This is a genomic window from Pseudomonas sp. ARP3 (assembly GCF_001029595.1).
Classification (GTDB): Bacteria; Pseudomonadota; Gammaproteobacteria; order Pseudomonadales; family Pseudomonadaceae; genus Aquipseudomonas; species Aquipseudomonas rhodesiae.
The window spans coordinates 61,721-83,982 of sequence record NZ_LEKF01000025.1 but is presented as its reverse complement, the minus strand read 5'-3'; the positions used below and the strand labels follow the sequence as shown (position 1 = coordinate 83,982).

The window sequence follows — 22,262 nt, the reverse complement described above, 5'->3', positions numbered from 1 at the left end:
GCGCTGGATCAGTCCTGCAGGTCGGGCGGTGGTGCGCTGGGCGGTTTGGCGGTCAGTGAGGTGATTTTGATCAGCAGCGCCAAATGGCCGCCATCCAGGTAATTGAGCTGGTTGTTCTTGGTGCGCACGTCTTTCTGCGCCAGGTGTTCGCTGGCGACCACGCTGCCGTTGCTGTCGAATTGGTTGATCCAGAAATCCGCATCGATATCGGTGAAACGGCCCAGTTGCAGGTTCAGCACGCCCTCGATGGGGAATTGGCCGAACTGCTCCTTACCCTCGGCGATGGCGATTTTCACCGGTTGTTCGCCGAGGTTCTGCTCCCAGGCCTTATGGGCCAACACCGTGTAGTTGGCGTCGCCACGCAGTTTGTCGACGATAGCGCTCAGGCGCGGTGGGCTCATTTTGTCGCCCAGGCGCTCAGCGCCGTCATCCCAGGTTTCCGGCGCGGCGCGACTGTAGATCACCGGTTCGGCGTTCTGACGCACCAGGATCATTTCCACCTGGTACGGGCTGTCGGCAAACGCCGGGGGCGCAAGTATCACTAACAACAGGCTCAGAATGCGGGACAGGCGCATTGGGGCGTCCTTCAAACAGATTTCGGGATAAGGCGCTCGAACAGCGCCTCCAGGGTATTGAAGCGTTCGTCGGCGCGTTCCATCGGCACCATGAATTTGAACAGCGTAGCCCCTTCGAACTTGTAGCGGTTGGGCTGGCCCTGGATCAGTTTGATCAGTACCAGCGGGTCGACCGGCGTCTGCGCTTCGAATTCGATACGCCCGCCCTGGGGCCCGGCGTCGACCTTCTTGATCCCCAGTTGCTCGGCCTGCAATTTGAGTAGGGTCAGGCGTACCAGGTTCTTGGTCGGCTCCGGCAGCAAGCCGAAGCGGTCGATCATCTCCACTTGCAGGTCCTTGAGCCCCTCTTCATCGGTGGCCGAGGCGATGCGTTTGTACAGGATGAGTCGCGCGTGCACATCCGGCAGGTAGTCCTCGGGAATCAACGCCGGCAGGCGCAGGTTGATTTCCGGACCGCCGCCCAAAGGCTGATCGAGGTTCGGCTGTTCGCCCTTGCGGATGGCTTTGACTGCCCGTTCGAGCATTTCCATATATAAGGTGAAACCCACGGCCTGGATCTGCCCGCTCTGGCCGTCACCCAGCAGTTCGCCGGCGCCACGGATTTCCAGGTCGTTGGTGGCCAGCACAAAGCCGGCGCCGAGGTCTTGGGTGTTGGCGATGGCTTCCAGGCGTTTCTCCGCGTCGCCAGTGATCTGCTGGCGTGGCGGGGTGAGCAAGTACGCGTAGGCCTGGTGATGGCTGCGTCCGACCCGGCCGCGCAACTGGTGCAGTTGCGCCAGGCCGAACTTGTCGGCGCGCTCGATGATGATGGTGTTGGCGCTCGGCACGTCGATGCCGGTCTCGATGATGGTCGAGGCGATCAGCACGTTGAAGCGCTTGTGGTAGAAGTCGCTCATTACCTGTTCGAGTTCGCGCTCGCGCATCTGGCCGTGGCCGATGGCGATCCGCGCTTCGGGCACCAGTTCGGCGAGGTCGGCAGCGCATTTCTCGATAGTCTTGACGTCGTTGTGCAGGTAATACACCTGGCCGCCGCGCAGCAACTCCCGCAGCAGCGCTTCCTTGACCGTGCTTTTGTTCTGCTCCATCACGAACGTGCGCACTGACAGGCGCCGCGCCGGTGGCGTGGCGATGATGGACAGATCACGCATGCCCGACACCGCCATGTTCAGCGTGCGCGGAATCGGCGTGGCGGTCAGGGTGAGGATATCGACTTCGCTGCGCAGGGCCTTGAGCTGTTCTTTCTGGCGCACGCCGAAACGGTGTTCTTCGTCGATGATCACCAGGCCCAGGTTTTTGATCTTCACATCGTCCGACAGCAGCTTGTGAGTGCCGATCACGATATCGATCTTGCCTTCGGCCAGGTCGGCGACGGCGGCGTTCACTTCTTTGGCGGACTTGAAGCGGCTCATCACTTCCACGGTCACCGGCCAATCGGCAAAGCGATCGCGAAAGCTGTTGTAGTGCTGCTGGGCGAGCAGGGTGGTGGGCACCAGAATTGCCACTTGCTTGCCGCCGTGCACCGCGATGAAGGCGGCGCGCATGGCCACTTCGGTCTTGCCGAAGCCCACGTCGCCACACACCAGGCGGTCCATTGGCTTGGGCGCGAGCATGTCGGCGCGCACGGCTTCGATGGTGGTCTGCTGATCTGGGGTTTCTTCAAAGGCGAAACCGGCGCTGAAGGTGGCGTAGTCGGCTTTCGGGTCGGCGAATGCATAACCTTCGCGCGCCGCGCGCCGGGCGTAGATGTCCAGCAGCTCGGCGGCCACATCGCGCACCTGCTCGGCGGCCTTGCGCTTGGCTTTTTGCCAGGTCTCGGAACCCAGGCGATGCAGCGGCGCCAGGGCGTCGTCGCTGCCGGTGTAACGCGCAATCAGGTGCAGGTTGGCCACCGGCACATAGAGCTTGGCGCCCTCGGCGTATTCCATGGTGAGGAATTCGGCGGCCTGGTTGTCGATCTCCAGGGTCTGCAGGCCCAGGTAGCGGCCGACACCGTGATCGATATGCACCACCGGCGCGCCTTCGCGCAGTTCGGTGAGGTTTTTGATCACCGCGTCATTGTTGGCGTCCGCGCGTTTTTCCCGGCGCCGACGCTGCATCACGCGTTGACCGAACAATGGGCTCTCGGCAATCAACGCCAGGGCTGGGTCATTCAGCAGCAAACCTTCGTCCAGGGGGGCGATGGTGATCGCCAGGCGATCCTTGCTCGCGACGAAGTCCGGCCAACTGTCGACGTTCTTCGGGCGCAGTTTGAGGCGTTCGAGCAACTCCAGCAGCACTTCGCGGCGCCCGGCGGATTCGGCGGTAAACAACACGCGGCCTGGGAAGTCGCCAAGGAAGGTGGACAGCGCTTCCAGCGGCTGGTTGGCCTTGGCTTCAATCGCCAAATCAGGCAGCGCTTGCGCGGGGAAGCGCTCGCGGCCACTGCCGGCGTCCACGTCCTGCTGGCTGGCGACGACCCGCGGCCAGTTTTTCAGGCGCGCGAAACAATCTTCCACCGGCAGGAACAGCTCGGCGGGCGGCAATAAAGGACGGGAAGGGTCGACGCGGCGCTCTTCGTAGCGGTTGCGCACGTCGTTCCAGAAGTTTTCCGCGGCCTGCTCGATGCCCGGCAGCGAGAACACTTGGGTGTCCTGGGGCAGGTAGTCGAACAGGGTGGAGGTTTCGTCGAAAAACAGCGGCAGGTAGTACTCAATACCGGCGGGCGTAATCCCGCTGCTCAGGTCTTGGAAGATCGGGCAGCGGCGGAAGTCGACGTCGAAGCGTTCACGGAAACGCGCTTTGAAGCGGGTCACCGCATCTTTTTGCAACGGAAATTCCCGCGCCGGCAGCAGTTTGATCGATTCGACCTTGTCGATGGAGCGCTGGTTTTCCGGATCAAAGGTGCGCAGGGTTTCTATTTCGTCGTCGAACAGATCGATGCGATAAGGCAGCTTGCTGCCCATCGGGAACAGGTCGATCAGCGCGCCGCGCACCGCGAACTCGCCGTGCTCGTACACGGTGTCCACACAGCGGTAGCCACTGGCTTCCAGGCGCGTGCGCATCTGTTCGACATCGAGCTTCTGGCCGACATCCAGCACCAGACTGCTGCCCAGCAGGAACTTGGTCGGCGCCAGGCGGTGCAGCGCCGTGGTGATCGGCACCACGAGCACGCCGTGGGCCAGTTCCGGCAGACGGTACAGGCTGGCGATGCGCTGGGAAATGATGTCCTGATGCGGTGAGAACAGGTCGTAAGGCAGGGTTTCCCAATCGGGAAAATGCAGCACCGGCAAATCGGGGGCGAAGAAGCTCAGCTCCTGCTCCAACCGTTCGGCGCTTTGGCTATCGGCGGTAAGCAGCAGGGTAAAGCGCTTGGCTGCGCTGGCAGCCTCGGCGATGGCCAGGCTCAGGGCGGCACCGGGCAGGTTGCCCCAGTGCTGTTTACCTGCCGCGGCAGGGAGTTGCGGTAGACGCAGAACGGGCACGGAAGGTTGAGCTCCAAGCGTTGCGACAAAGTCGGTAATTGTAACGGCCCCAGGTGCCGCCTGTCAGTTGCTGACTGAGCCTATTACGGTTTGTAGGAAATGTAGTGGCTAAGACAAACAAAGCGGTGTTTTGACTCAATATGTAGTGCCAAAACGCGTGGGGTTTTCGGAGGGTTACGGACAAGTCGCCCAAGGCGTTCCAATGGTGGCCTTCTGGAAGCCGCGTATTTACTGGGCTGCAGCGGGGTCGCTTTTTTTCGCAAGGCCTTTTTGTTGTGGTCGGCGCATTGCTCCGAGGGCGGTCGGGCGTCATAATGTAGCCCCTTTTTTCAGCCCCTACATGTGGAAGGTTCCCGTGACTCAGAAGCCCGACCAGTGTCTTGGTGAATGGATCGATCGTGAAGCACTCGCAGAAGCGATGATCCCGCTCATCGGTCAGCTCTACCGCAATAACAATGTGGTGAGTTCGATCTATGGCCGCAGCCTGATCAACCAGTCAGTCATCGCGATTCTCAAGGCGCATCGCTTTGCTCGCCATCGTTCTGCCGACGACAGCGAACTCTCCGTCCACGAAACATTCCCCCTGCTCAAGGCCATGAGCGAGCTCAAGCTCGGCGCGGCTTCGGTAGACCTGGGCAAATTGGCCTACAAATTCCGTACCGAAGCCAACGGCCGTAGCGCCGAGCAGTTCGTGCGTGAGGAAATGGCCGATGTGGTTGGCCAGCAAAACGCCGCCGCTCGCAAGGGCACCGACGTCGTGCTGTATGGCTTTGGCCGTATCGGCCGCCTGCTGGCGCGCATCCTGATCGAAAAAACCGGTGGCGGCGACGGCCTGCGTCTGCGTGCCATCGTGGTGCGCAAAGGCGCCGAGAACGACCTGACCAAGCGCGCCAGCCTGCTGCGTCGCGATTCGGTCCACGGCCCGTTCAACGGCACCATCGTCATCGACGAAGAAAACAACACCATTACCGCCAACGGTAACCTGATCCAGGTGATCTACGCGAAGAACCCGACTGAGGTGGACTACACCCAGTACGGCATCAAGGACGCCCTGCTGGTGGATAACACCGGTGTATGGCGTGATGCCGAAGGCCTGGGCCAGCACTTGCAGTGCCCAGGTATCGCTCGCGTTGTTCTGACCGCGCCTGGCAAGGGCAAGCTCAAGAACATCGTGCATGGCATCAACCACGCTGAAATTACCGCTGACGATAAGATCGTGTCTGCCGCGTCCTGCACCACCAACGCCATCGTGCCGGTGCTCAAGGCCGTCAACGACAAGTTCGGCATCGTGAACGGTCACGTTGAAACCGTGCACTCGTACACCAACGACCAGAACCTGATCGACAACTTCCACAAAGGCGATCGCCGTGGTCGTAGCGCCGCGTTGAACATGGTGATCACCGAGACCGGTGCCGCCACCGCCGCTGCCAAGGCCCTGCCTGAATTGGCCGGCAAGCTGACCGGCAACGCGATCCGTGTTCCTACGCCTAACGTGTCGATGGCTATTCTCAACCTGAACCTTGAGAAAGCCGCTACCCGCGAAGAGATGAACGAGTACCTGCGCTACATGGCGCTGCACTCCGATCTGCACAAGCAAATCGACTTCGTCAATTCTCAGGAAGTGGTGTCCACCGACTTCGTCGGCTCGCGCCACGCCGGTGTGGTGGACGCAGAAGCGACCATCACCCAGGACAACCGCGTTGTGCTGTACGTGTGGTACGACAACGAGTTCGGTTACAGCTGCCAGGTGGTGCGTGTGATGGAAGACATGGCCGGGGTCAACCCGCCTGCGTTTCCGCGCTAAGCCTCTGCGCTGAATGAAAAAGCCCCGACTGGTTCGGGGCTTTTTTGTGGCCAGGTTTTTGTGTGGCCTGGGGTGCCTGATCGGGGGCAAGCCCCCTCCCACAGTTTGATTTGTGAATATATTCAAAGGTGGGAGGGAGCTTGCCCCCGATAGTGGTGGTGCAGCCGACACATCAATTCAGCAATCGATCCCGCAAACTGTCCGACAACCCCCCAGGCGCGAGCCAGATGCCTAGGTAGGCCCTCGCCAGTTCATCATCAACACTGCTGAACACCACCTGCCCATTGATCTCCAGCTTCAAACCGCGACCGGGATGAAAATCCAGGGCATAACGATCACCGTTGCGGATGTCGCGAAAACTGGCGTGCAATTTATCCAGTTCCGGCTTTAATCGAGCGTTGGCGTGTTGGCGCGCCAGGGTGGTCGTGGCGGCCTTGATCACGTCACTGCGGTCGATGTCGCGAAAGTAATACAGCGTCAGGCGCAGGGCTTTCTGCTGGTCCCAGGCGTGCCTTGCGCTGAGCCCTGCCGGGGCATACAGCGCTGCGGCATACACGTCTGCCCACAGATAGTTGAGCACCGCCTGGTTTTTTCGCGTCAGTCCTTCGACCTGTGCCGGGAAGCCAGCTTGCTTAAGGCGCTGCGCATCGCTGGCGTGCGCCGTGATCGACACCATCAGCATTAAACAAAACAATAGTTGTCGCATAATGGGCTCATCCTGAAATCGGCGCTGATTTGCGTCCTGTAGTATGGCAAGACTGGCCTATGACGCGACCAAGGGTTAATGTGCGCGGCGTTGAGCCTTATATAGACTGTGCCCCGGTTCACACACTTGAGCCAAATTGTCCTTCATGACCGCTGGCCGCGGCATGATTTAGCCCGGCGTCCTACCGTACGCCTGGCCTGTTCTGAGGAGTACGCATGGCTGTCTACAACTACGACGTGGTGGTACTGGGTTCCGGCCCAGCTGGAGAAGGTGCGGCGATGAACGCCGCGAAGGCAGGGCGCAAGGTGGCGATGGTCGATAGCCGTCGCCAAGTCGGCGGTAACTGCACCCACCTGGGTACCATCCCGTCCAAGGCCTTGCGTCACTCGGTGCGCCAGATCATGCAGTTCAACACCAACCCGATGTTCCGGGCTATTGGTGAGCCGCGTTGGTTTTCGTTCCCGGATGTGTTGAAAAGCGCCGAGAAAGTCATCTCCAAGCAGGTGGCCTCGCGCACCGGTTACTACGCCCGTAACCGTGTCGACCTGTTCTTCGGCACCGGCAGCTTCGCCGACGAGCAGACCATTGAAGTGGTGTGTTCCAACGGCGTGGTCGAGAAACTGGTGGCCAAGCACATCATCATCGCCACCGGCTCGCGCCCGTATCGCCCGGCGGATATCGATTTCCATCACCCGCGTATCTACGATAGCGACACCATCCTGAGCCTGGGCCACACCCCGCGCAAACTGATCATCTACGGTGCCGGCGTGATCGGCTGTGAATACGCGTCGATCTTCAGTGGCCTGGGTGTACTGGTGGAGCTGGTGGACAACCGCGATCAGTTGCTGAGTTTCCTCGACTCGGAAATTTCCCAGGCGTTGAGTTACCACTTCAGCAACAACAACATCACCGTGCGCCATAACGAAGAGTACGAGCGGGTCGAAGGCCTGGACAACGGGGTGATCCTGCACCTCAAGTCCGGCAAGAAGATCAAGGCCGACGCCTTGCTGTGGTGCAACGGGCGTACCGGCAACACCGATAGGCTGGGCATGGAAAACATCGGGGTCAAGGTCAACAACCGTGGCCAGATCGAAGTGGACGAGAATTACCGTACCTGCGTGGCCAACATCTATGGCGCCGGTGACGTGATCGGCTGGCCGAGCCTGGCCAGTGCCGCCCATGACCAGGGCCGTTCGGCCGCCGGCAGCATCGTCGATAACGGCAGCTGGCGCTACGTGAACGACGTGCCCACCGGCATCTACACGATTCCGGAAATCAGCTCCATTGGTAAGAATGAGCACGAGCTGACCAAGGCCAAGGTGCCCTACGAAGTGGGCAAGGCGTTCTTCAAGAGCATGGCGCGTGCGCAGATCGCCGGTGAGCCGCAAGGCATGCTGAAGATTCTGTTCCACCGTGAAACCCTGGAGGTCCTCGGCGTGCATTGCTTCGGCTATCAGGCGTCGGAGATCGTGCACATCGGTCAGGCCATCATGAACCAGCCGGGAGAGCAAAATACCCTCAAGTATTTTGTGAACACCACCTTCAACTACCCGACCATGGCCGAAGCCTATCGGGTAGCGGCCTACGACGGCCTCAACCGGCTTTTTTGAGCGGCTCCGGCCGGTGGCCTGAGCCGGCCGGGGAGACCGATTTCAGTAATTCCCGAGGGTGGCAGTGGCCAAACCGGGAAAGTCTGTAATCAGGCTATCTACGCCGAAGTCGGCGAGCCTGCGCATCAGCGCGGGTTCGTTGACCGTCCACACGGATACGTGCAAACCCTGGCGCTGGGCTTTGGCCAGGCGCTCGGGTGTGCACAACGTCCAATTCAATGCCAAGTACTCACAACCATAGTTCTGCGCGACCTTCAGCGGGTCGAGCCAGGCGTATTCTGCCACCAGCCCGCGTGACAGGTCCGGGGTGAGTTCCACCGCCGCCTTGAGCACTTCCCTTGAGCTGGACGTAACGGTGACCTTGTCCATCAGGCCGAAGCGCACCGCCATCTCGCGGATCGCCAACACAGTGGTCGCGGCGCGGGTGCGCGAAGCGCTTTTGACTTCCAGTTGCCAGTGATCGAAATCGCATTGTTCGAACAGTTCTTCCAGGCGCGGGATAGGGCAGGGCGAGACCCAGCCCGGGCCGCCCTTGCGCGCGTCCATTTTCACCAGGTCGGCCGCCGAATACTCGACCACCTTGCCGCGCCGGTCGGCGGTGCGCTTGAGGGTCGGGTCGTGGATGACCATCAGCTCGCCATCCATGGACAGGTGCAGGTCCAGTTCGCAGCGGCGTACGCCGTGCTTGAGGCATTGCTGAAAGCTGGTCAGGGTGTTTTCCGGTGCTTCGCCTTTGGCGCCGCGATGGCCGTAAATCAGGGTCACAGTTGCTCCTTTTCGCCAGGTCGTCCGGCGGGTGTATACGAATTCAGGTGGCCTGGGCGTCGCTTTTTTCCCGCGCCAGGCGCCGCTCCTGGGCTTGTTTTTGCAGGATGTAGCGCGCCAGCAACTGGCGTTGGGCATCGGTCATGGATTCGAATTCCGTGCCGACGTCGAAGCCGTCGCCCTTGGCTTCGCAATGGGTGACCTTGGCGCGCAGCAACAGGCCCAGCGCCTGGGGCATCAGCACCAGCTTGACCGCCAGGTGGGCACCCACAGTCAAGGATGAGGGGTATTGGAAGTCGATGCCGCCTTCGGAGATGATCACGGGCTGCGGCGCGCCCACTTCGTCCAGCAGGCCGAGCGCCATGACTTGGCTGAGCAGGTCCAGGCGTTTGTTCTGGACTTTGAGGAACGCCGCCAGGCTTCGATCTTTCTCGCTGATCTGGCGCAACAGGTGCTGAGCTTCGAATTCGCTCAAGTGCAATTCACTGAGCAGGTTGAACAGCGGTGAATCATCCAGCAATACTTCCTTGCCCGCTGCTTCAGGGGCAGACAGGCTTTTGATTTGAAGTGCGATCATGTCGTCGATACGGTAGTATTCGCGGCGCTCTTCTTCATCTAATGTCGTCATGGCGAACCCCTGCTGGCGGTAATGGTCTGAGTGTAAAGCTGCTTACCAGACCCCGCCACCGGGACGTCTTCTTTTCCTCCGAACAAGCCCCGACATGTTCAGACCTCTCTTCGTATTTATCGGCACGCGTTATACCCGTGCAAAGCGTCGCAATCATTTTGTGTCGTTCATTTCCTTGACCTCGATGATCGGGCTCGCCTTGGGCGTGGTCGTGATGATTGTGGTGCTGTCGGTGATGAACGGTTTCGATCATGAGATGCGCACCCGCGTGCTGGGCATGGTGCCCCACGCGACCATCGAAGCCAGCGAGCCCATCAGCGACTGGCAAAGCCTGGCCGATAAGGTCAAGCAGAACCCCAAGGTCGTGGCCGTTGCGCCGTTCACCCAGATGCAGGGGTTGCTGACCAACGACGGCAAGGTGCAGAAGATCCTGCTTAACGCCATCGACCCGGCCCAGGAACGCAAGGTCTCGATCATCGACCAGTTTATGCTGCAGGGCCGGCTCGACGACCTGGCCCCGGGCAGTTTTGGCATCGTTATCGGTGACAAGGCCGCGGCCAAGCTCGGCGTGGGTATCGGTGACAAGCTCACCTTCGTCGCCCCGGAAGTCACCGTGACCCCGGCCGGCATGTTTCCGCGCATGAAGCGTTTTACCGTGGTCGGCACCTTCCACGTCGGCGCTGGCGAGATCGACGGCTACCTCGGTCTGACCAACCTCACCGATCTGGCGCGCCTGCATCGCTGGCAGCCGGACCAGGTGCAGGGCCTGCGCCTGAAATTCAGTGACTTGTTCGACGCCCCGCGCGGCGCCTGGGAAATTGCCCAGCACCTGGGCGAGTCCGAGTATTACGCCCGCGACTGGACCCGCACCCACGGCAACCTGTACCAGGCCATCCGCATGGAAAAAGCCATGATCGGTCTGCTGTTGCTGCTGATCGTTGCCGTGGCGGCGTTCAACATCATCTCCACCCTGGTGATGGTGGTGAACGATAAAAAAGGCGACATCGCCATCCTGCGCACCCTCGGCGCCACGCCGGGTCAGATCATGGCGATCTTTATGGTGCAGGGCACCGTGATCGGCGTGGTCGGTACCTTGATCGGCACTGCCGTCGGGATTCTCGCCGCGTTGAACGTCAGCGCGGCCATCGCCGCACTGGAAACCCTGATCGGCCACAAGTTTCTCAACGCCGACGTCTACTTCATCGACTATCTGCCGTCCCAGGTCCAGACCCAGGACGTGTTGATGGTAGGCGGCGCGGCGTTGGTCTTGAGTTTCCTTGCCACCCTGTATCCAGCCTGGCGCGCGGCACGTACCCAGCCAGCACAGGCCTTACGTTATGAGTGAATCGGGCATGAGTGAAAAAGCAATCCTGAGCTGCCGCAACCTGGGCAAATCCTACGAGGAAGGCCCGGAGTCCGTGGTGGTGCTGTCCAACCTGCAGCTTGAACTGCATCCGGGCGAGCGCGTGGCGATCGTCGGCAGTTCCGGTTCCGGCAAAAGTACCTTGCTCAACCTGTTGGGCGGCCTCGATACGCCGTCCCAGGGCAGCGTCTGGTTGGCCGGTGAAGAGTTGTCGGCCCTGGGTGAGAAAGCCCGTGGCCAGTTGCGCAACCGCTCGCTGGGCTTTGTGTATCAGTTTCACCACCTGTTGCCGGAGTTCACCGCTCTGGAAAACGTGTGCATGCCATTGCTGATCGGCAAAACCGCGATCCCCGAGGCCCGTCAACGTGCGACGGCGCTGCTGGAGCGTGTCGGCCTCGGCCATCGCCTGGAGCACAAACCCGCGGAGTTGTCCGGCGGCGAGCGTCAGCGTGTGGCCATTGCCCGTGCCCTGGTGAACAACCCGGGCCTGGTGATGCTCGACGAGCCCACCGGCAACCTTGATTCGCACACTGCCCAGGGCATCAAGGACCTGATGCTGGAACTGAGCACCCAGATGCGCACCGCGTTCCTGGTGGTGACCCATGACATGAGCATGGCCCGGCAGATGGACCGCGTGTTGCACTTGCAGGAAGGTCATCTGGTCGCCATCTGACCTGTTTCAAGCCCGGCGCATGATGCCGGGTTTTCTATTTTTCCAACGGTGCCCGCGAATGTTCAGACCGTTATCGATTTTTATCGGCACGCGCTATACCCGCGCCAAGCGCCGCAACCGTTTTGTCTCGTTTATCTCGATGACCTCGATGATCGGCCTCGCCCTCGGCGTACTGGCGATGATCGTGGTGCTGTCGGTGATGAACGGCTTTCAGCGCGAAATGAGTTCGCGCATTCTCGGCATGGTGCCCCATGCGACCATTGTCGGCGTCAAGCCCATTGACGATTGGCAGCCAGTGGCCGCCGCGGCGATGAAGAACCCGCAGGTCACCGCCGCAGTGCCTTTCACGCAAATGGACGGCATGTTTTCCTATAAGGGTGCCATGCAGCCGATTGAAATCAGCGGCGTCGACCCGGCCCAGGAAGGCAAGGTGTCGATCGTGGCCCAGCATATCGTGCGCGGCAAACTGGAAGACTTGAGGCCCGGCGAGTTCGGCGTGGTGGTCGGTGAGATCACCGCGCGGCGTTTCCGCCTCAATGTGGGCGACAAGCTGACCCTGATCGTGCCGGAACTCAGTAGCGCGCCGGGCGGCATCACCCCGCGCATGCAGCGGTTGAATGTGGTGGGGATCTTCAAGGTAGGCGCCGAGCTGGATGGTTCCATGGCGCTGATCAACATGGCCGACGCTGCCGAGATACAGCATTGGCAGCCGAACCAGGTGCAAAGCGTGCGTCTGGCGGTGAAAGACTTGTACGCGGCACCCAAGGTTTCGGCGGATATCGCCGCCGGGCTGGGCGCGGCCTACAAGGCCGATGATTGGACCCACACCCAGGGCAGCCTGTTCAGCGCCATGAAAATGGAAAAAACCATGATCGGCCTGTTGCTGCTGATGATTGTCGCCGTGGCCGCGTTCAACATCATCGCCACGTTGATCATGGTGGTGAACGACAAGGGCGCGGACATCGCGATCCTGCGCACTATCGGCGCCACGCCGCGGCAGATCATGGCGATTTTCATGGTGCAGGGCACCGTGATCGGCATCGTCGGCACCTTGATCGGCGGCGTACTCGGCGTGATCGCGGCACTGAACGTGAGCGAACTGGTGGGCTGGCTGGAGCGCGTGACCGGACAGCATATCTTCAGTTCGGATGTGTATTTTGTCAGTAACCTGCCCTCCGAGCTGCAGGGCGGCGACGTGCTGCTGATCTGCTCGGCCGGTTTTGTGCTGAGCTTTCTGGCGACGATCTACCCGGCGTATCGCGCGGCGAAGATCGAGCCGGCACATGCGCTGAGATATTCGTAATTATTTGGACCGCTATCGGGGGCAAGCCCCCTCCCACATAAGAACGGCGTTCAAGGTGTGGGAGGGGGCTTGCCCCCGATAGAGCCGGCCCGTCTTGCATCAATTTACCCTGGGCAACTCAATCACAAACCTTGTCACTCCAGCCGCGGATTCACAAAAAATCCGCCCCCCATGGGCTCGCACGATCGACTGGGTAATCGCCAAGCCCAAGCCGGCATGCTCGCTGCTGCCTTCGCGCCGCGCTGGATCTGCCCGGTAGAAGCGGTCGAACAACCTCGGCAGCAACGGCGCCGGGATGCCATCGCCAGTGTTTTCCACCGCCAACCTCACCCCGTGCGCATCCTCAAGCATCGTCACCCGCACTTCGCCCCCGGCCGGGGTGAAGCGCAGCGCGTTGTCCAGCAGGTTCGACAACGCCCGGCGCAACATGCCGCGATCGCCGCGCGTTTGGGCAGCGCCCTCACGCACCAGGCGCACATTGGCGTCTTCGGCCAGCAGCGCAAAAAACTCCAGCAGCGCCTCCACTTCATCCGCCAGCGCCAGGGGCTCGCGCTTGGGCGTGAGCAACCCATGGTCGGCCTTGGCCAGGTACAACATGTCGTTGACCAACTGCGCCATCCATTGCAGTTCTTCCAGGTTGCTGTGCAGCGCCTCGCGATAATCTTCCAGCGGGCGCGGCTGGGTGAGGATGACCTGGGTGTGGGTCAGCAGGTTCGACAGCGGCGTGCGCAGTTCATGGGCGATGTCGGCGGAGAACGCCGAGAGGCGCTGGAATGCGTCATCCAGGCGACCGAGCATGGCATTGAAGGCCTGGGCCAGTTCCGCCAGTTCGGCGGGCATATGTTGCTGGGGCAGGCGTTGGGTAAGGGAGTTGGCCGACACACTGGCCGCGACTTCGCCCATGCGCCGCAGAGGCCGCAACCCGCTGCGCGCAGCCCAGGCGCCGAGCAGGGCGGTGGCCAGTGCCGAGAGGCCGACGGTAAGCCAGATCAACTGTTGCATGCGTTGCAGGAAATGCTGATGGTGGGTGATATCCAGCAGCAGGCTCAGTTGCGGCGAATCGGCCTGGCCCACAATCAGCGGTGTGTTGAGCACCCGATAGTCCGTGCCGGCCAGTCGCAGGCTATGCAGGCCGGGCGATTCCGGCAGGGTCAGGTTCGCTGTGCTGTCAAACCAGCGCTGGCCGGCGGCCGTGATGCGCAGCGCCAGGTCCGGTTGGCGGCTGAGTTCGGCCTGTAAAGGGGCTTGGTGTTGGGCGAACGCCTGCGGGGAATCGACGCCTTGCAGGGTGCCGCGTAGCGCAATCAGTTTGCTGTCTAGCAGTTGCTGGTCCAACTCCAGGAAATGCGCCTCGCTGGCTCGATTGAACAGCACGCCGGCCAACAACGAGACCACCGCAGTACAGGCGGCAAACAACAGCGCCAGGCGACTGGCCAGGGACAGGCGTCGGATCAATTGCTTCGCTCCTCCAGCACATAGCCCATGCCGCGCACGGTGTGGATCAGTTTATTGGGGAAGTTGTCATCGACTTTCAGGCGCAGACGGCGGATCGCCACTTCGATGATGTTGGTATCGCTGTCGAAATTCATGTCCCACACCTGGGAGGCAATCAGCGACTTGGGCAGCACTTCGCCCTGGCGCCGCAGCAGCAATTCGAGCAGGGAGAATTCCTTGGCCGTGAGGTCGATACGTTGGCCGTCGCGTTCGACGCGGCGGCGGATCAGGTCCAGGCGCAGGTCGGCCAACTGCAGCGCAGTCTCCTGGGGCGTGCTGCTACCGCGTCGTAACAGGCTGCGCACGCGGGCCAGCAGTTCGGAAAAGGCGAACGGTTTGACCAGATAATCATCGGCGCCCAGTTCCAGGCCATGCACGCGGTCTTCCACGGCGTCACGCGCGGTGAGGAACAGTACCGGCACTTCCAGGCCGGCGGCACGCACCGCTTGCAGGATTTGCCAGCCGTCGCGGTCCGGCAGCATGACGTCGAGGATCAACAGGTCGTAGTCACCGGACAATGCCAGGTGCTGCCCGGTAGTACCATCGATCGCCAATTCGGTGGTGAAACCTGCCTCGGCCAGGCCCTGGCGCAGGTAGTGGCCGGTTTTCGGTTGGTCTTCGACGATCAGCAGTTTCATGGGCGGCTCTAGGCAACGAGTAACGAAGGGCTTTATACCGTGGGCGCCAGGGCAAAGGCGCAACCTGACAAAGTTGTAATCTAGCAGTCAGCTGGCTGGCAGCGGCGCCATCTTAGAGTGTGTCTCAAGCGGATTACATTTTTTTGGAGAATAGCGATGGCATTGCGTACACCCCTGCTATTGGCGGGCTGCCTGTTGGCGTTGAGCTTCAATGCGCTGGCCGATGGTGCTTCCACCTATGCGTTCGGCCAGCCGGCGCCGGCCGACAAAGCCACGCGTACCGTGGAAGTGACGATGCAGGACATTGCCTACTCGCCAGCATCAATCGATGTAAAGGCCGGTGAGACGGTGCGTTTCGTACTGGTCAACAAAGGCAACCTGCTGCACGAATTCAACCTGGGCGACGCGGCGATGCATGCACAGCACCAGAAGGAAATGTTGCAGATGCAGGCCAGCGGCATGCTCACCGCCACCGGCATGGGAAAAATGGACCACAGCGCCATGGGGCACGATGGGATGATGAAACATGACGATCCCAACAGCGTGCTGGTGGAGCCGGGCAAGACGGCTGAACTGACGTGGACCTTCAAGCAAGCCACTGGCCTGGAGTTCGCGTGTAACCTACCGGGCCACTATCAGGCCGGCATGGTGGGTAAGGTCAACGTCAGCCAGTGAGCGGCTGAGGCGCAAAGGCGGGGGCAAGGCTGTTAGACTGGCGCGGTTTATTTAGCCAGGTTTCCGCCATGCATCCCGCAGCCGAACATTCGCCGCTGGGCAAGTCCAGTGAATACATCTCCACTTACACTCCGTCGTTGCTGTTCCCGATTCCCCGCGCCGCCAAGTGGGCCGAGCTGGGCCTGAGCGCCGAAACCCTGCCGTACCAAGGCGTGGATTTCTGGAACTGCTTCGAGCTGTCGTGGCTGTTGCCATCGGGCAAACCGGTGGTGGCCATCGGTGAATTCAGCATCCCCGCCGATTCGCCGAACATCATCGAATCCAAGTCTTTCAAGCTGTACCTCAACTCGTTGAACCAGAGTGCTTTTGCCGATAGCCAGAGCCTGGAAGCGACCCTGCGCGCCGACCTCAGCGCGGCCGCCGGCAAACCGGTGGGCGTGCGCATCCGCAGCCTGGCCGATGTTGAAGCCGAAGGCGTACAGGCGCTGCCGGGTGTATGTATCGACGATTTGGATATCAAGGTCAGCAGTTACGAACATCCGCGCCCAGAGCTGCTGCGCTGCGATGCATCGCGCACCGTCGAGGAGAGCGTGCATAGCCATTTGCTCAAGTCCAATTGCCCGGTCACCAGTCAGCCGGACTGGGGCAGCGTGGTGGTGGAGTACCGGGGGGCGGCGCTAGATCACGCCAGTTTGCTGGAATACCTGGTGAGCTTCCGCCAGCACTCTGACTTCCATGAGCAGTGCGTGGAGCGGATTTTCCTGGATGTGCAGCGTTTGCTGAAGCCGGAGAAGCTAACGGTGTATGCACGGTATGTGCGGCGGGGTGGGTTGGACATCAACCCATGTCGAAGCACCGAGAATACTCAGTTCTTGAACATGAGGCTCGCGCGTCAGTAAGCTTTTATCCAAAAATACTGTGGGAGCTGGCTTGCCTGCGATTGCGATCTTTCAGTCATTTATCCAGTGACTGATACGCCGGTATCGCAGGCAAGCCAGCTCCCACATTTGGTCTTGGGTTCGGCTTGGGCTCGGGTTAGATGCCCATACTGCCCAGGGTAGTGACTATATTGCGAAACGCTCCAGCCAGCCCGGGATGACTGGATTCAAACTCGATCGCCGCTTTGTTGAAATCGTCGGCAATGCTGGGTGACTGGGCGCCCGGTTCCATTTGAAGTTGAAAATTCAAATCGGCAACCAGTTTTTCCAGTGCTTGGCGCTTTTCGAGGGGCAAATCTGGATGCTCTTCCAGTTGTTTGCTCACAATATCGGCCTGCTGTTTTAACTTCTCGCGATCAGGCATCACATTCTTCCTTTTATCGATAGGCACTGGCATAGACCGCGGCACGCCGGGAAAGGTCTACGGACTTACTCGTAGATTAATTCACTGGCGGCGACTGTGCATGATCTCGATCAGGGCTTCTCGCCTTTGAGTTGGCGCAGGCTGATGTCCGCCAGGCAGGTGCCGAGTTCGCCGAGGTGATCGATCACCGAGTGCACGCCCAGCCCATACAACGCCACGGTGGCTTTACCGCGCTTGTACTCGCGTTCCTGTTCGCTGAGCGCTTGCCATTGCTCGGGCGCCAGGCCGCACAGCGAGCCGCAGGAGGCCAGGCCGATGGTCCACAGTCCGGCATTCAAGCCTGACTGCAACAGGCGCGGCTCGCCGCTGACCAGTACGCAGCCTTCCAAGCGCTCGATATTCAACTCCATCAAGGCTTGCCAGCAGGCATGGGGCGCCGGCCAGCGGATCGGGGAGGGCGTCGCGGCCTTGAGCCAGCGCGGCAGTACGGCTGCCAATGGCGTGGTCACGGTAGGAGGCAGCTCATCCAACCAGGCGCACGGCACGCCTTGTTCCTTCAGGCTGCGTAGGACGTTCAGAGCGCCTGGGGTGGCTTGGGAGTGTGGCGACGATGAATCGGTGCGCGCCTGGGAACCAAAGTCCACCAGGCAGCCACTCAGGCCGAACAACACGGCAGTCAGGGTAGGAGCGCTGGCGTTGGCAATTTCGGCGTGTGGCATGTCGACGTCCCTGAAATAGCTCAAACGCTATCGAGACGGGATGACAAGGCGATGACAGCTTTATTTAATTGTAGGAATTTTGTCCATTTTGCGTATGTCGTTTCCTAGCGGCTGCCTAATTGGATACTTCCGTCATATACTAACGGCCTTATTCAGGGCATAGCGCCCATGACAGACCATTCAAGGAGCTAAAGCTATGCGCTGGAGCCATTATTTCGCTCAGCTGTCGGTGTGTGCCACTGTGATGCTGGCGCCGTTCGCCGTACAGGCTGCATCGGAAGACGATCCATGGGAAAGCATCAACCGCCCGATCTTCACATTCAACGACACGGTTGATACCTACGCCCTCAAGCCTTTGGCTCAAGGCTATCAGTGGATCACCCCGCAATTTGTCGAAGACGGCATCCATAACTTCTTCCGCAACATCGGCGATGTCGGCAACCTGGCCAACAACGTGCTGCAACTCAAGCCCCATAACGCAGGTGTGGATACGGCCCGTTTGCTGGTCAACACCACATTTGGCGTGCTGGGCTTTATTGATGTCGGCACCAAAATGGGGCTGCAACGCAGTGACGAAGACTTCGGCCAAACCTTGGGTTACTGGGGCGTGGGCAGCGGTCCGTACGTGATGCTGCCGCTGTTGGGGCCTAGTACGCTGCGTGATGCACCGTCCAAGTATGTCGATAGCTACACCCAGCCGTATCGCTATATGAACGATATCGACTGGCGCAACAGCACCATGGGCCTGAACATCATCGACACCCGTGCCAGCTTGCTCGACAGCGAGAAGCTGATCACCGGTGACAAGTACACCTTCATCCGCAATGCTTACCTGCAGAACCGCGAGTTCAAGGTTCGAGATGGCAAGGTGGTTGACGACTTTTAAGCTGTGACATATTGAAATGAAAAAGGCGACCTCTGTAGGGTCGCCTTTTTTGTGCGCGCTTTTCAGCTCATTTTCAAGATTTTGAGCCCCAGCTTCTGTTGCTCGTCTTGCGCGTTGATCCAAACCACCTCGGTATCGGCTTCAAGACCCTTGAGTGCTGCGTGCTCGGAGTCAATGCGCACGCTCAGCAGGTCACCGACGCTGAATTGACGAGGCGCCTGCACCTGCATACCGGAGCTGGAAAGGTCCAGGCAAACACCTTCAATTTCCTGGCCTGCGTGGATCAAAGACACATTGGTATCCACCCGCATGCGGATGAAATCGCGTTTTTCGGCGTAGTCGCGCTCTCGGTCGCTCATCGGTTTCATCCTTACTTTGTGTTGTGGTCTTGGTTGTTCTTATAACTCCCGGTGATTTGCGGTGTAAAGACGCCCGGCGACCATCGGCATGAGCTTGAAACACCTGGCGGATGGGAGTACCGTCTGCGCCTTAGAAGGGCACCTCTGCTTTACAGTTGTGCGTGGGCCAAAGGCCTATGCTTTGTAGGACAGAGAGGCTAGAAAGCGAATCCAGTAGTATGAGCCCGGCCATTGCCGCGCCGCCTACGCCAACCTAATTCTGGCGCCGTTTGCCCACATGCAAAAAACCAGTGCCACGCTGCTGATAATCGATGACGACGAAGTAGTGCGCGCGAGCCTCGCGGCCTATTTGGAAGACAGTGGCTTCAGCGTCCTGCAGGCCAGTAATGGCCAACAGGGTCTCCAGGTGTTCGAGCGCGATAAGCCCGACCTCGTGATCTGCGACCTGCGCATGCCCCAGATGGGTGGCCTTGAGCTGATTCGCCAAGTCACCGAGCTGGCGCCGCAGACGCCGGTGATTGTGGTGTCCGGCGCTGGCGTGATGAATGATGCCGTCGAAGCCTTGCGCTTGGGCGCCGCCGATTACCTGATCAAACCCCTGGAAGACCTGGCGGTGCTGGAGCACTCGGTACGCCGTGCCTTGGACCGTGCGCGTCTGCTGCTGGAAAACCAGCGCTACCGTGAAAAGCTCGAAACCGCCAACCGCGAGCTGGAAGCCAGCCTGAATCTGCTGCAGGAAGACCAGAACGCCGGTCGTCAGGTACAGATGAACATGCTGCCGGTAAGCCCGTGGACGATCGATGAGTTCCGGTTTGCCCACCAGATCATCCCGTCGCTGTACCTGTCGGGAGATTTTGTCGACTATTTCCGCGTCGATGAGCGCCGCGTTGCGTTCTACCTGGCGGACGTGTCCGGCCACGGTGCTTCATCCGCCTTTGTGACCGTGCTGTTGAAGTTCATGACCACACGACTGTTGTTTGAATCCAAACGCAATGGCACCTTGCCGGAGTTCACTCCGTCACAGGTACTGGGCCACATCAATCGAGGCCTGATCAGCTGCAAGCTGGGCAAGCATGTGACGATGGTCGGCGGCGTAATTGACGAAGAAACTGGTCTTTTGACCTACAGTATCGGCGGTCACCTGCCGATGCCTGTTTTATACACTCCCGACAGTGTGCGTTACCTGGAAGGCCGTGGCCTGCCCGTAGGCTTGTTCAATGAAGCCACCTACGAAGACCATATTCTGGAACTGCCGCCGACGTTCAGTCTTACGCTGATGTCCGACGGCATTTTGGATCTTCTTCCAGAGCCTACACTCAAAGAGAAAGAAGCTGCCTTGCCCCAACGGGTCAAGTCGGCGGGCGGCAGCCTGGATGGCTTGCGGCAGGTTTTTGGATTGGCCACGCTGGGGGAGATGCCGGATGATATCGCCCTACTGGTGTTGAGCAGGAATCTTTGATGAGTACCGGAAGAATCCAATTCGCCGAGCAAGACGGGACGTTTGTCCTGAAGTTTGTCGGTGAAGTGCGCCTGACCTTGTGTTCGGCGCTGGATGCGACGATTGAGCGGATCTTCACTGCGCTGAATTTCTCGGCGATCGTGATCGATCTGACCGAAACCCGCAGTATCGATAGCACCACGCTGGGGCTGCTGGCCAAGCTGTCCATTCTGTCGCGCCAGAAGGTCGGCCTGTTGCCGACGGTGGTGACGACCCACGAGGACATCACCCGTCTATTGCAATCCATGGGATTCGATCAGGTGTTCAACATCGTCGATCGCCCGATACCTTGCCCGGAATGCCTGACTGACCTGCCCTCTCAGGACCAGTCCGAGGAAGTGGTGCGGGTTAAGGTGCTGGAGGCGCACAAGATCCTGATGGGTCTCAACGAATCCAATCGCGAAGCCTTCCACGATCTGGTCAACGCCCTAGAGCGCCACTGAGCCTCTGCCTAACATTCGCCCCATTGTGGGAGGGGGCTTGCCCCCGCTAACGCAGTGTCAGTCAATGTATTTTCCACTGTTGAAATGACATCGGCCTGAGACATCGACACAAAAAAGGGCGGTACCCTCACAGGTACCGCCCTTTTTGTCTCCTCCGCCGTTTACAGCTTAGCGGACAGTAGTGCCTCCAGCTTCTCCTGGTCCCGCGCAAACTGGCGAATACCCTCGGCCAGTTTCTCGGTTGCCATCGCATCCTCGTTGGACTCCCAACGGAACTGCGCTTCAGTCATATGCACGCGCGCCTCGCCCGCATGGCCTGGCGACAACTTACGCTCCAACTTGCCTTCATCCGCCGCCAACTTTTCCAACAAGTCCGGGCTGATGGTCAGGCGATCACAGCCGGCCAGTTCTTCGATCTGGCTCAGATTGCGGAAGCTCGCGCCCATGACCACGGTTTTGTAGCCATTGGCCTTGTAGTAGTTGTAGATGCGCGTCACCGACTGCACACCTGGATCGTCGGCGCCGGTGTAATCGTTGCCATTAGCTTTCTTGTACCAGTCGTAGATGCGGCCCACGAACGGCGAAATCAGGAACACACCGGCTTCGGCACAGGCCACAGCCTGAGCGAAGGAGAACAGCAGCGTCAGGTTGGTCTGGATGCCTTCTTTTTCCAGCTTTTCCGCAGCGCGAATGCCTTCCCAGGTGGAGGCGATTTTGATCAGCACACGGTCACGGCCAACGCCGGCTTTTTCGTACAGGTCGATCAGACGGTGCGCACGCTTGAGTATCGCGCCTTCGTCGAACGACAAACGGGCGTCCACCTCGGTGGAAATACGGCCCGGTACCACTTTGAGAATCTCTTGACCCACCGCCACCGCAAACCGGTCGCTGGCCAGGCCTACGTCGCCGTTGCAGTCCTGCACGCATTCATCCAACAGCTTGGCATAGCCTGGAATCGATGCGGCCTTGAGCAGCAGGGAAGGGTTGGTGGTGGCATCCTGCGGCTTGAGCTTGGCGAGCGTGGAAAAATCGCCGGTATCGGCTACGACGGTGGTGAACTGCTTGAGTTGTTCCAGCTTGGAAGTCATGGGCGTGCTCTGTCCTATGGGTCTGATGACATTACCCGAGCGCCAACAAGCGCTCAAGGGCGCAAATGCGTTCGATCGTTTGCGAGGGCAACAACCTGAAAACAGCCGTTTGAATTACCGGCCGTGGTGATCAATAGGAGGACAAAAGCGCTCGCAGGTTCAACCCAACTGCCCGAATACCTGCTGACGAAACCAGGTCAAAATGTGGGAGGGGGCTTGCCCCCTATAGCAGCGCCAGCCAATCCACGCTTGGCTGCCCCCTGCAAGCAATC

The 22,262-nt window shown here is 60.1% G+C and carries 21 protein-coding genes; 10 read left to right on the top strand and 11 right to left on the bottom strand.

Annotated features, from left to right (window positions below; genetic code table 11):
- Window positions 1–8 precede the first annotated feature (8 nt).
- Window positions 9–575, bottom strand: a complete 567-nt coding sequence (locus tag ABX75_RS23620; protein ID WP_034096482.1) for a CsiV family protein — start codon at window positions 573–575, stop codon at window positions 9–11.
- An 11-nt stretch (window positions 576–586) separates the two neighbouring features.
- Window positions 587–4,036 carry a transcription-repair coupling factor gene (gene mfd / locus ABX75_RS23615; RefSeq protein ID WP_034137408.1) on the bottom strand — a complete coding sequence of 1,150 codons (3,450 nt, stop codon included), beginning with the start codon at window positions 4,034–4,036 and terminating at the stop codon, window positions 587–589.
- Between the two features lie 340 nt (window positions 4,037–4,376).
- On the opposite strand from mfd, the gene ABX75_RS23610 reads away from it, so the two are divergent.
- Window positions 4,377–5,840, top strand: a complete 1,464-nt coding sequence (locus tag ABX75_RS23610; RefSeq protein ID WP_034096484.1) for a glyceraldehyde-3-phosphate dehydrogenase — start codon at window positions 4,377–4,379, stop codon at window positions 5,838–5,840.
- A gap of 172 nt (window positions 5,841–6,012) precedes the next feature.
- Here ABX75_RS23610 and ABX75_RS23605 read toward each other — a convergent pair whose 3' ends face one another.
- Window positions 6,013–6,546: a chalcone isomerase family protein gene (locus ABX75_RS23605; protein WP_040267645.1), complete on the bottom strand. Its 534-nt coding sequence runs from the start codon at window positions 6,544–6,546 to the stop codon at window positions 6,013–6,015.
- A 215-nt stretch (window positions 6,547–6,761) separates the two neighbouring features.
- On the opposite strand from ABX75_RS23605, the gene sthA reads away from it, so the two are divergent.
- The gene (gene sthA / locus ABX75_RS23600; protein ID WP_047882763.1) at window positions 6,762–8,156 is read left to right on the top strand and encodes a Si-specific NAD(P)(+) transhydrogenase; all 1,395 of its coding nucleotides are present in this window, start codon (window positions 6,762–6,764) and stop codon (window positions 8,154–8,156) included.
- A 42-nt stretch (window positions 8,157–8,198) separates the two neighbouring features.
- On the opposite strand, the gene ABX75_RS23595 is transcribed toward sthA, so the two are convergent.
- Entirely contained in the window at window positions 8,199–8,921 is a 723-nt protein-coding gene (locus ABX75_RS23595) for a glycerophosphodiester phosphodiesterase family protein (protein WP_034096487.1), read from the bottom strand.
- 43 nt (window positions 8,922–8,964) lie between these two features.
- Window positions 8,965–9,549 (bottom strand): PilZ domain-containing protein, encoded by a 585-nt coding sequence (locus tag ABX75_RS23590; protein ID WP_034112467.1) that lies wholly within the window; start codon window positions 9,547–9,549, stop codon window positions 8,965–8,967.
- 94 nt (window positions 9,550–9,643) lie between these two features.
- Here ABX75_RS23590 and ABX75_RS23585 point away from each other — a divergent pair, with 94 nt between their 5' ends.
- Genes ABX75_RS23585 through ABX75_RS23575 form a run of 3 tightly spaced genes read left to right on the top strand, consistent with a single transcriptional unit; the run spans window position 9,644 to window position 12,888 of the window.
- Window positions 9,644–10,894, top strand: a complete 1,251-nt coding sequence (locus tag ABX75_RS23585) for a lipoprotein-releasing ABC transporter permease subunit (protein ID WP_034096489.1) — start codon at window positions 9,644–9,646, stop codon at window positions 10,892–10,894.
- A gap of 7 nt (window positions 10,895–10,901) precedes the next feature.
- On the top strand, window positions 10,902–11,585 hold the full coding sequence (gene lolD / locus ABX75_RS23580; RefSeq protein WP_162830773.1) for a lipoprotein-releasing ABC transporter ATP-binding protein LolD: 684 nt from the start codon (window positions 10,902–10,904) through the stop codon (window positions 11,583–11,585).
- A 58-nt stretch (window positions 11,586–11,643) separates the two neighbouring features.
- Window positions 11,644–12,888, top strand: coding sequence for a lipoprotein-releasing ABC transporter permease subunit (locus ABX75_RS23575; protein ID WP_034096490.1), 1,245 nt, complete (start codon window positions 11,644–11,646; stop codon window positions 12,886–12,888).
- A 99-nt stretch (window positions 12,889–12,987) separates the two neighbouring features.
- Here ABX75_RS23575 and ABX75_RS23570 read toward each other — a convergent pair whose 3' ends face one another.
- Entirely contained in the window at window positions 12,988–14,343 is a 1,356-nt protein-coding gene (locus ABX75_RS23570) for a heavy metal sensor histidine kinase (RefSeq protein ID WP_034096491.1), read from the bottom strand.
- Window positions 14,340–15,020 carry a heavy metal response regulator transcription factor gene (locus tag ABX75_RS23565; protein ID WP_034096492.1) on the bottom strand — a complete coding sequence of 227 codons (681 nt, stop codon included), beginning with the start codon at window positions 15,018–15,020 and terminating at the stop codon, window positions 14,340–14,342. Before ABX75_RS23565 ends, ABX75_RS23570 begins: the two co-directional genes overlap by 4 nt.
- A 156-nt stretch (window positions 15,021–15,176) precedes the next feature.
- Here ABX75_RS23565 and ABX75_RS23560 point away from each other — a divergent pair, with 156 nt between their 5' ends.
- Window positions 15,177–15,695 carry a plastocyanin/azurin family copper-binding protein gene (locus ABX75_RS23560; protein ID WP_040267649.1) on the top strand — a complete coding sequence of 173 codons (519 nt, stop codon included), beginning with the start codon at window positions 15,177–15,179 and terminating at the stop codon, window positions 15,693–15,695.
- Window positions 15,696–15,763: 68 nt separating this feature from the next.
- The gene (gene queF / locus ABX75_RS23555; RefSeq protein ID WP_047882762.1) at window positions 15,764–16,594 is read left to right on the top strand and encodes an NADPH-dependent 7-cyano-7-deazaguanine reductase QueF; all 831 of its coding nucleotides are present in this window, start codon (window positions 15,764–15,766) and stop codon (window positions 16,592–16,594) included.
- Between the two features lie 136 nt (window positions 16,595–16,730).
- Here the strand turns inward: queF and ABX75_RS23550 are convergent, their stop codons facing one another.
- Together ABX75_RS23550 and ABX75_RS23545 are read right to left on the bottom strand one after the other, a co-directional pair.
- Window positions 16,731–16,997, bottom strand: coding sequence for a DUF4404 family protein (locus ABX75_RS23550; protein WP_034096495.1), 267 nt, complete (start codon window positions 16,995–16,997; stop codon window positions 16,731–16,733).
- A 110-nt stretch (window positions 16,998–17,107) separates the two neighbouring features.
- A complete protein-coding gene (locus tag ABX75_RS23545; protein WP_034096496.1) occupies window positions 17,108–17,716 on the bottom strand; it encodes a hypothetical protein in 609 nt (202 codons plus the stop codon).
- Between the two features lie 196 nt (window positions 17,717–17,912).
- Between ABX75_RS23545 and ABX75_RS23540 the strand changes: the two genes are divergently transcribed.
- Window positions 17,913–18,602, top strand: coding sequence for a VacJ family lipoprotein (locus ABX75_RS23540; RefSeq protein WP_034096497.1), 690 nt, complete (start codon window positions 17,913–17,915; stop codon window positions 18,600–18,602).
- Window positions 18,603–18,664: 62 nt separating this feature from the next.
- On the opposite strand, the gene ABX75_RS23535 is transcribed toward ABX75_RS23540, so the two are convergent.
- Window positions 18,665–18,961 (bottom strand): PilZ domain-containing protein, encoded by a 297-nt coding sequence (locus ABX75_RS23535; protein ID WP_047882761.1) that lies wholly within the window; start codon window positions 18,959–18,961, stop codon window positions 18,665–18,667.
- Window positions 18,962–19,238: 277 nt separating this feature from the next.
- Between ABX75_RS23535 and rssB the strand changes: the two genes are divergently transcribed.
- On the top strand, window positions 19,239–20,420 hold the full coding sequence (gene rssB / locus ABX75_RS23530; RefSeq protein WP_034096499.1) for a two-component system response regulator RssB: 1,182 nt from the start codon (window positions 19,239–19,241) through the stop codon (window positions 20,418–20,420).
- Window positions 20,420–20,902 (top strand): anti-sigma factor antagonist RssC, encoded by a 483-nt coding sequence (gene rssC, locus ABX75_RS23525; protein WP_003172602.1) that lies wholly within the window; start codon window positions 20,420–20,422, stop codon window positions 20,900–20,902. Before rssB ends, rssC begins: the two co-directional genes overlap by 1 nt.
- A 161-nt stretch (window positions 20,903–21,063) precedes the next feature.
- Here rssC and tal read toward each other — a convergent pair whose 3' ends face one another.
- Window positions 21,064–21,990: a transaldolase gene (gene tal, locus ABX75_RS23520; RefSeq protein ID WP_034096500.1), complete on the bottom strand. Its 927-nt coding sequence runs from the start codon at window positions 21,988–21,990 to the stop codon at window positions 21,064–21,066.
- Between the last annotated feature and the right edge of the window lie 272 nt (window positions 21,991–22,262).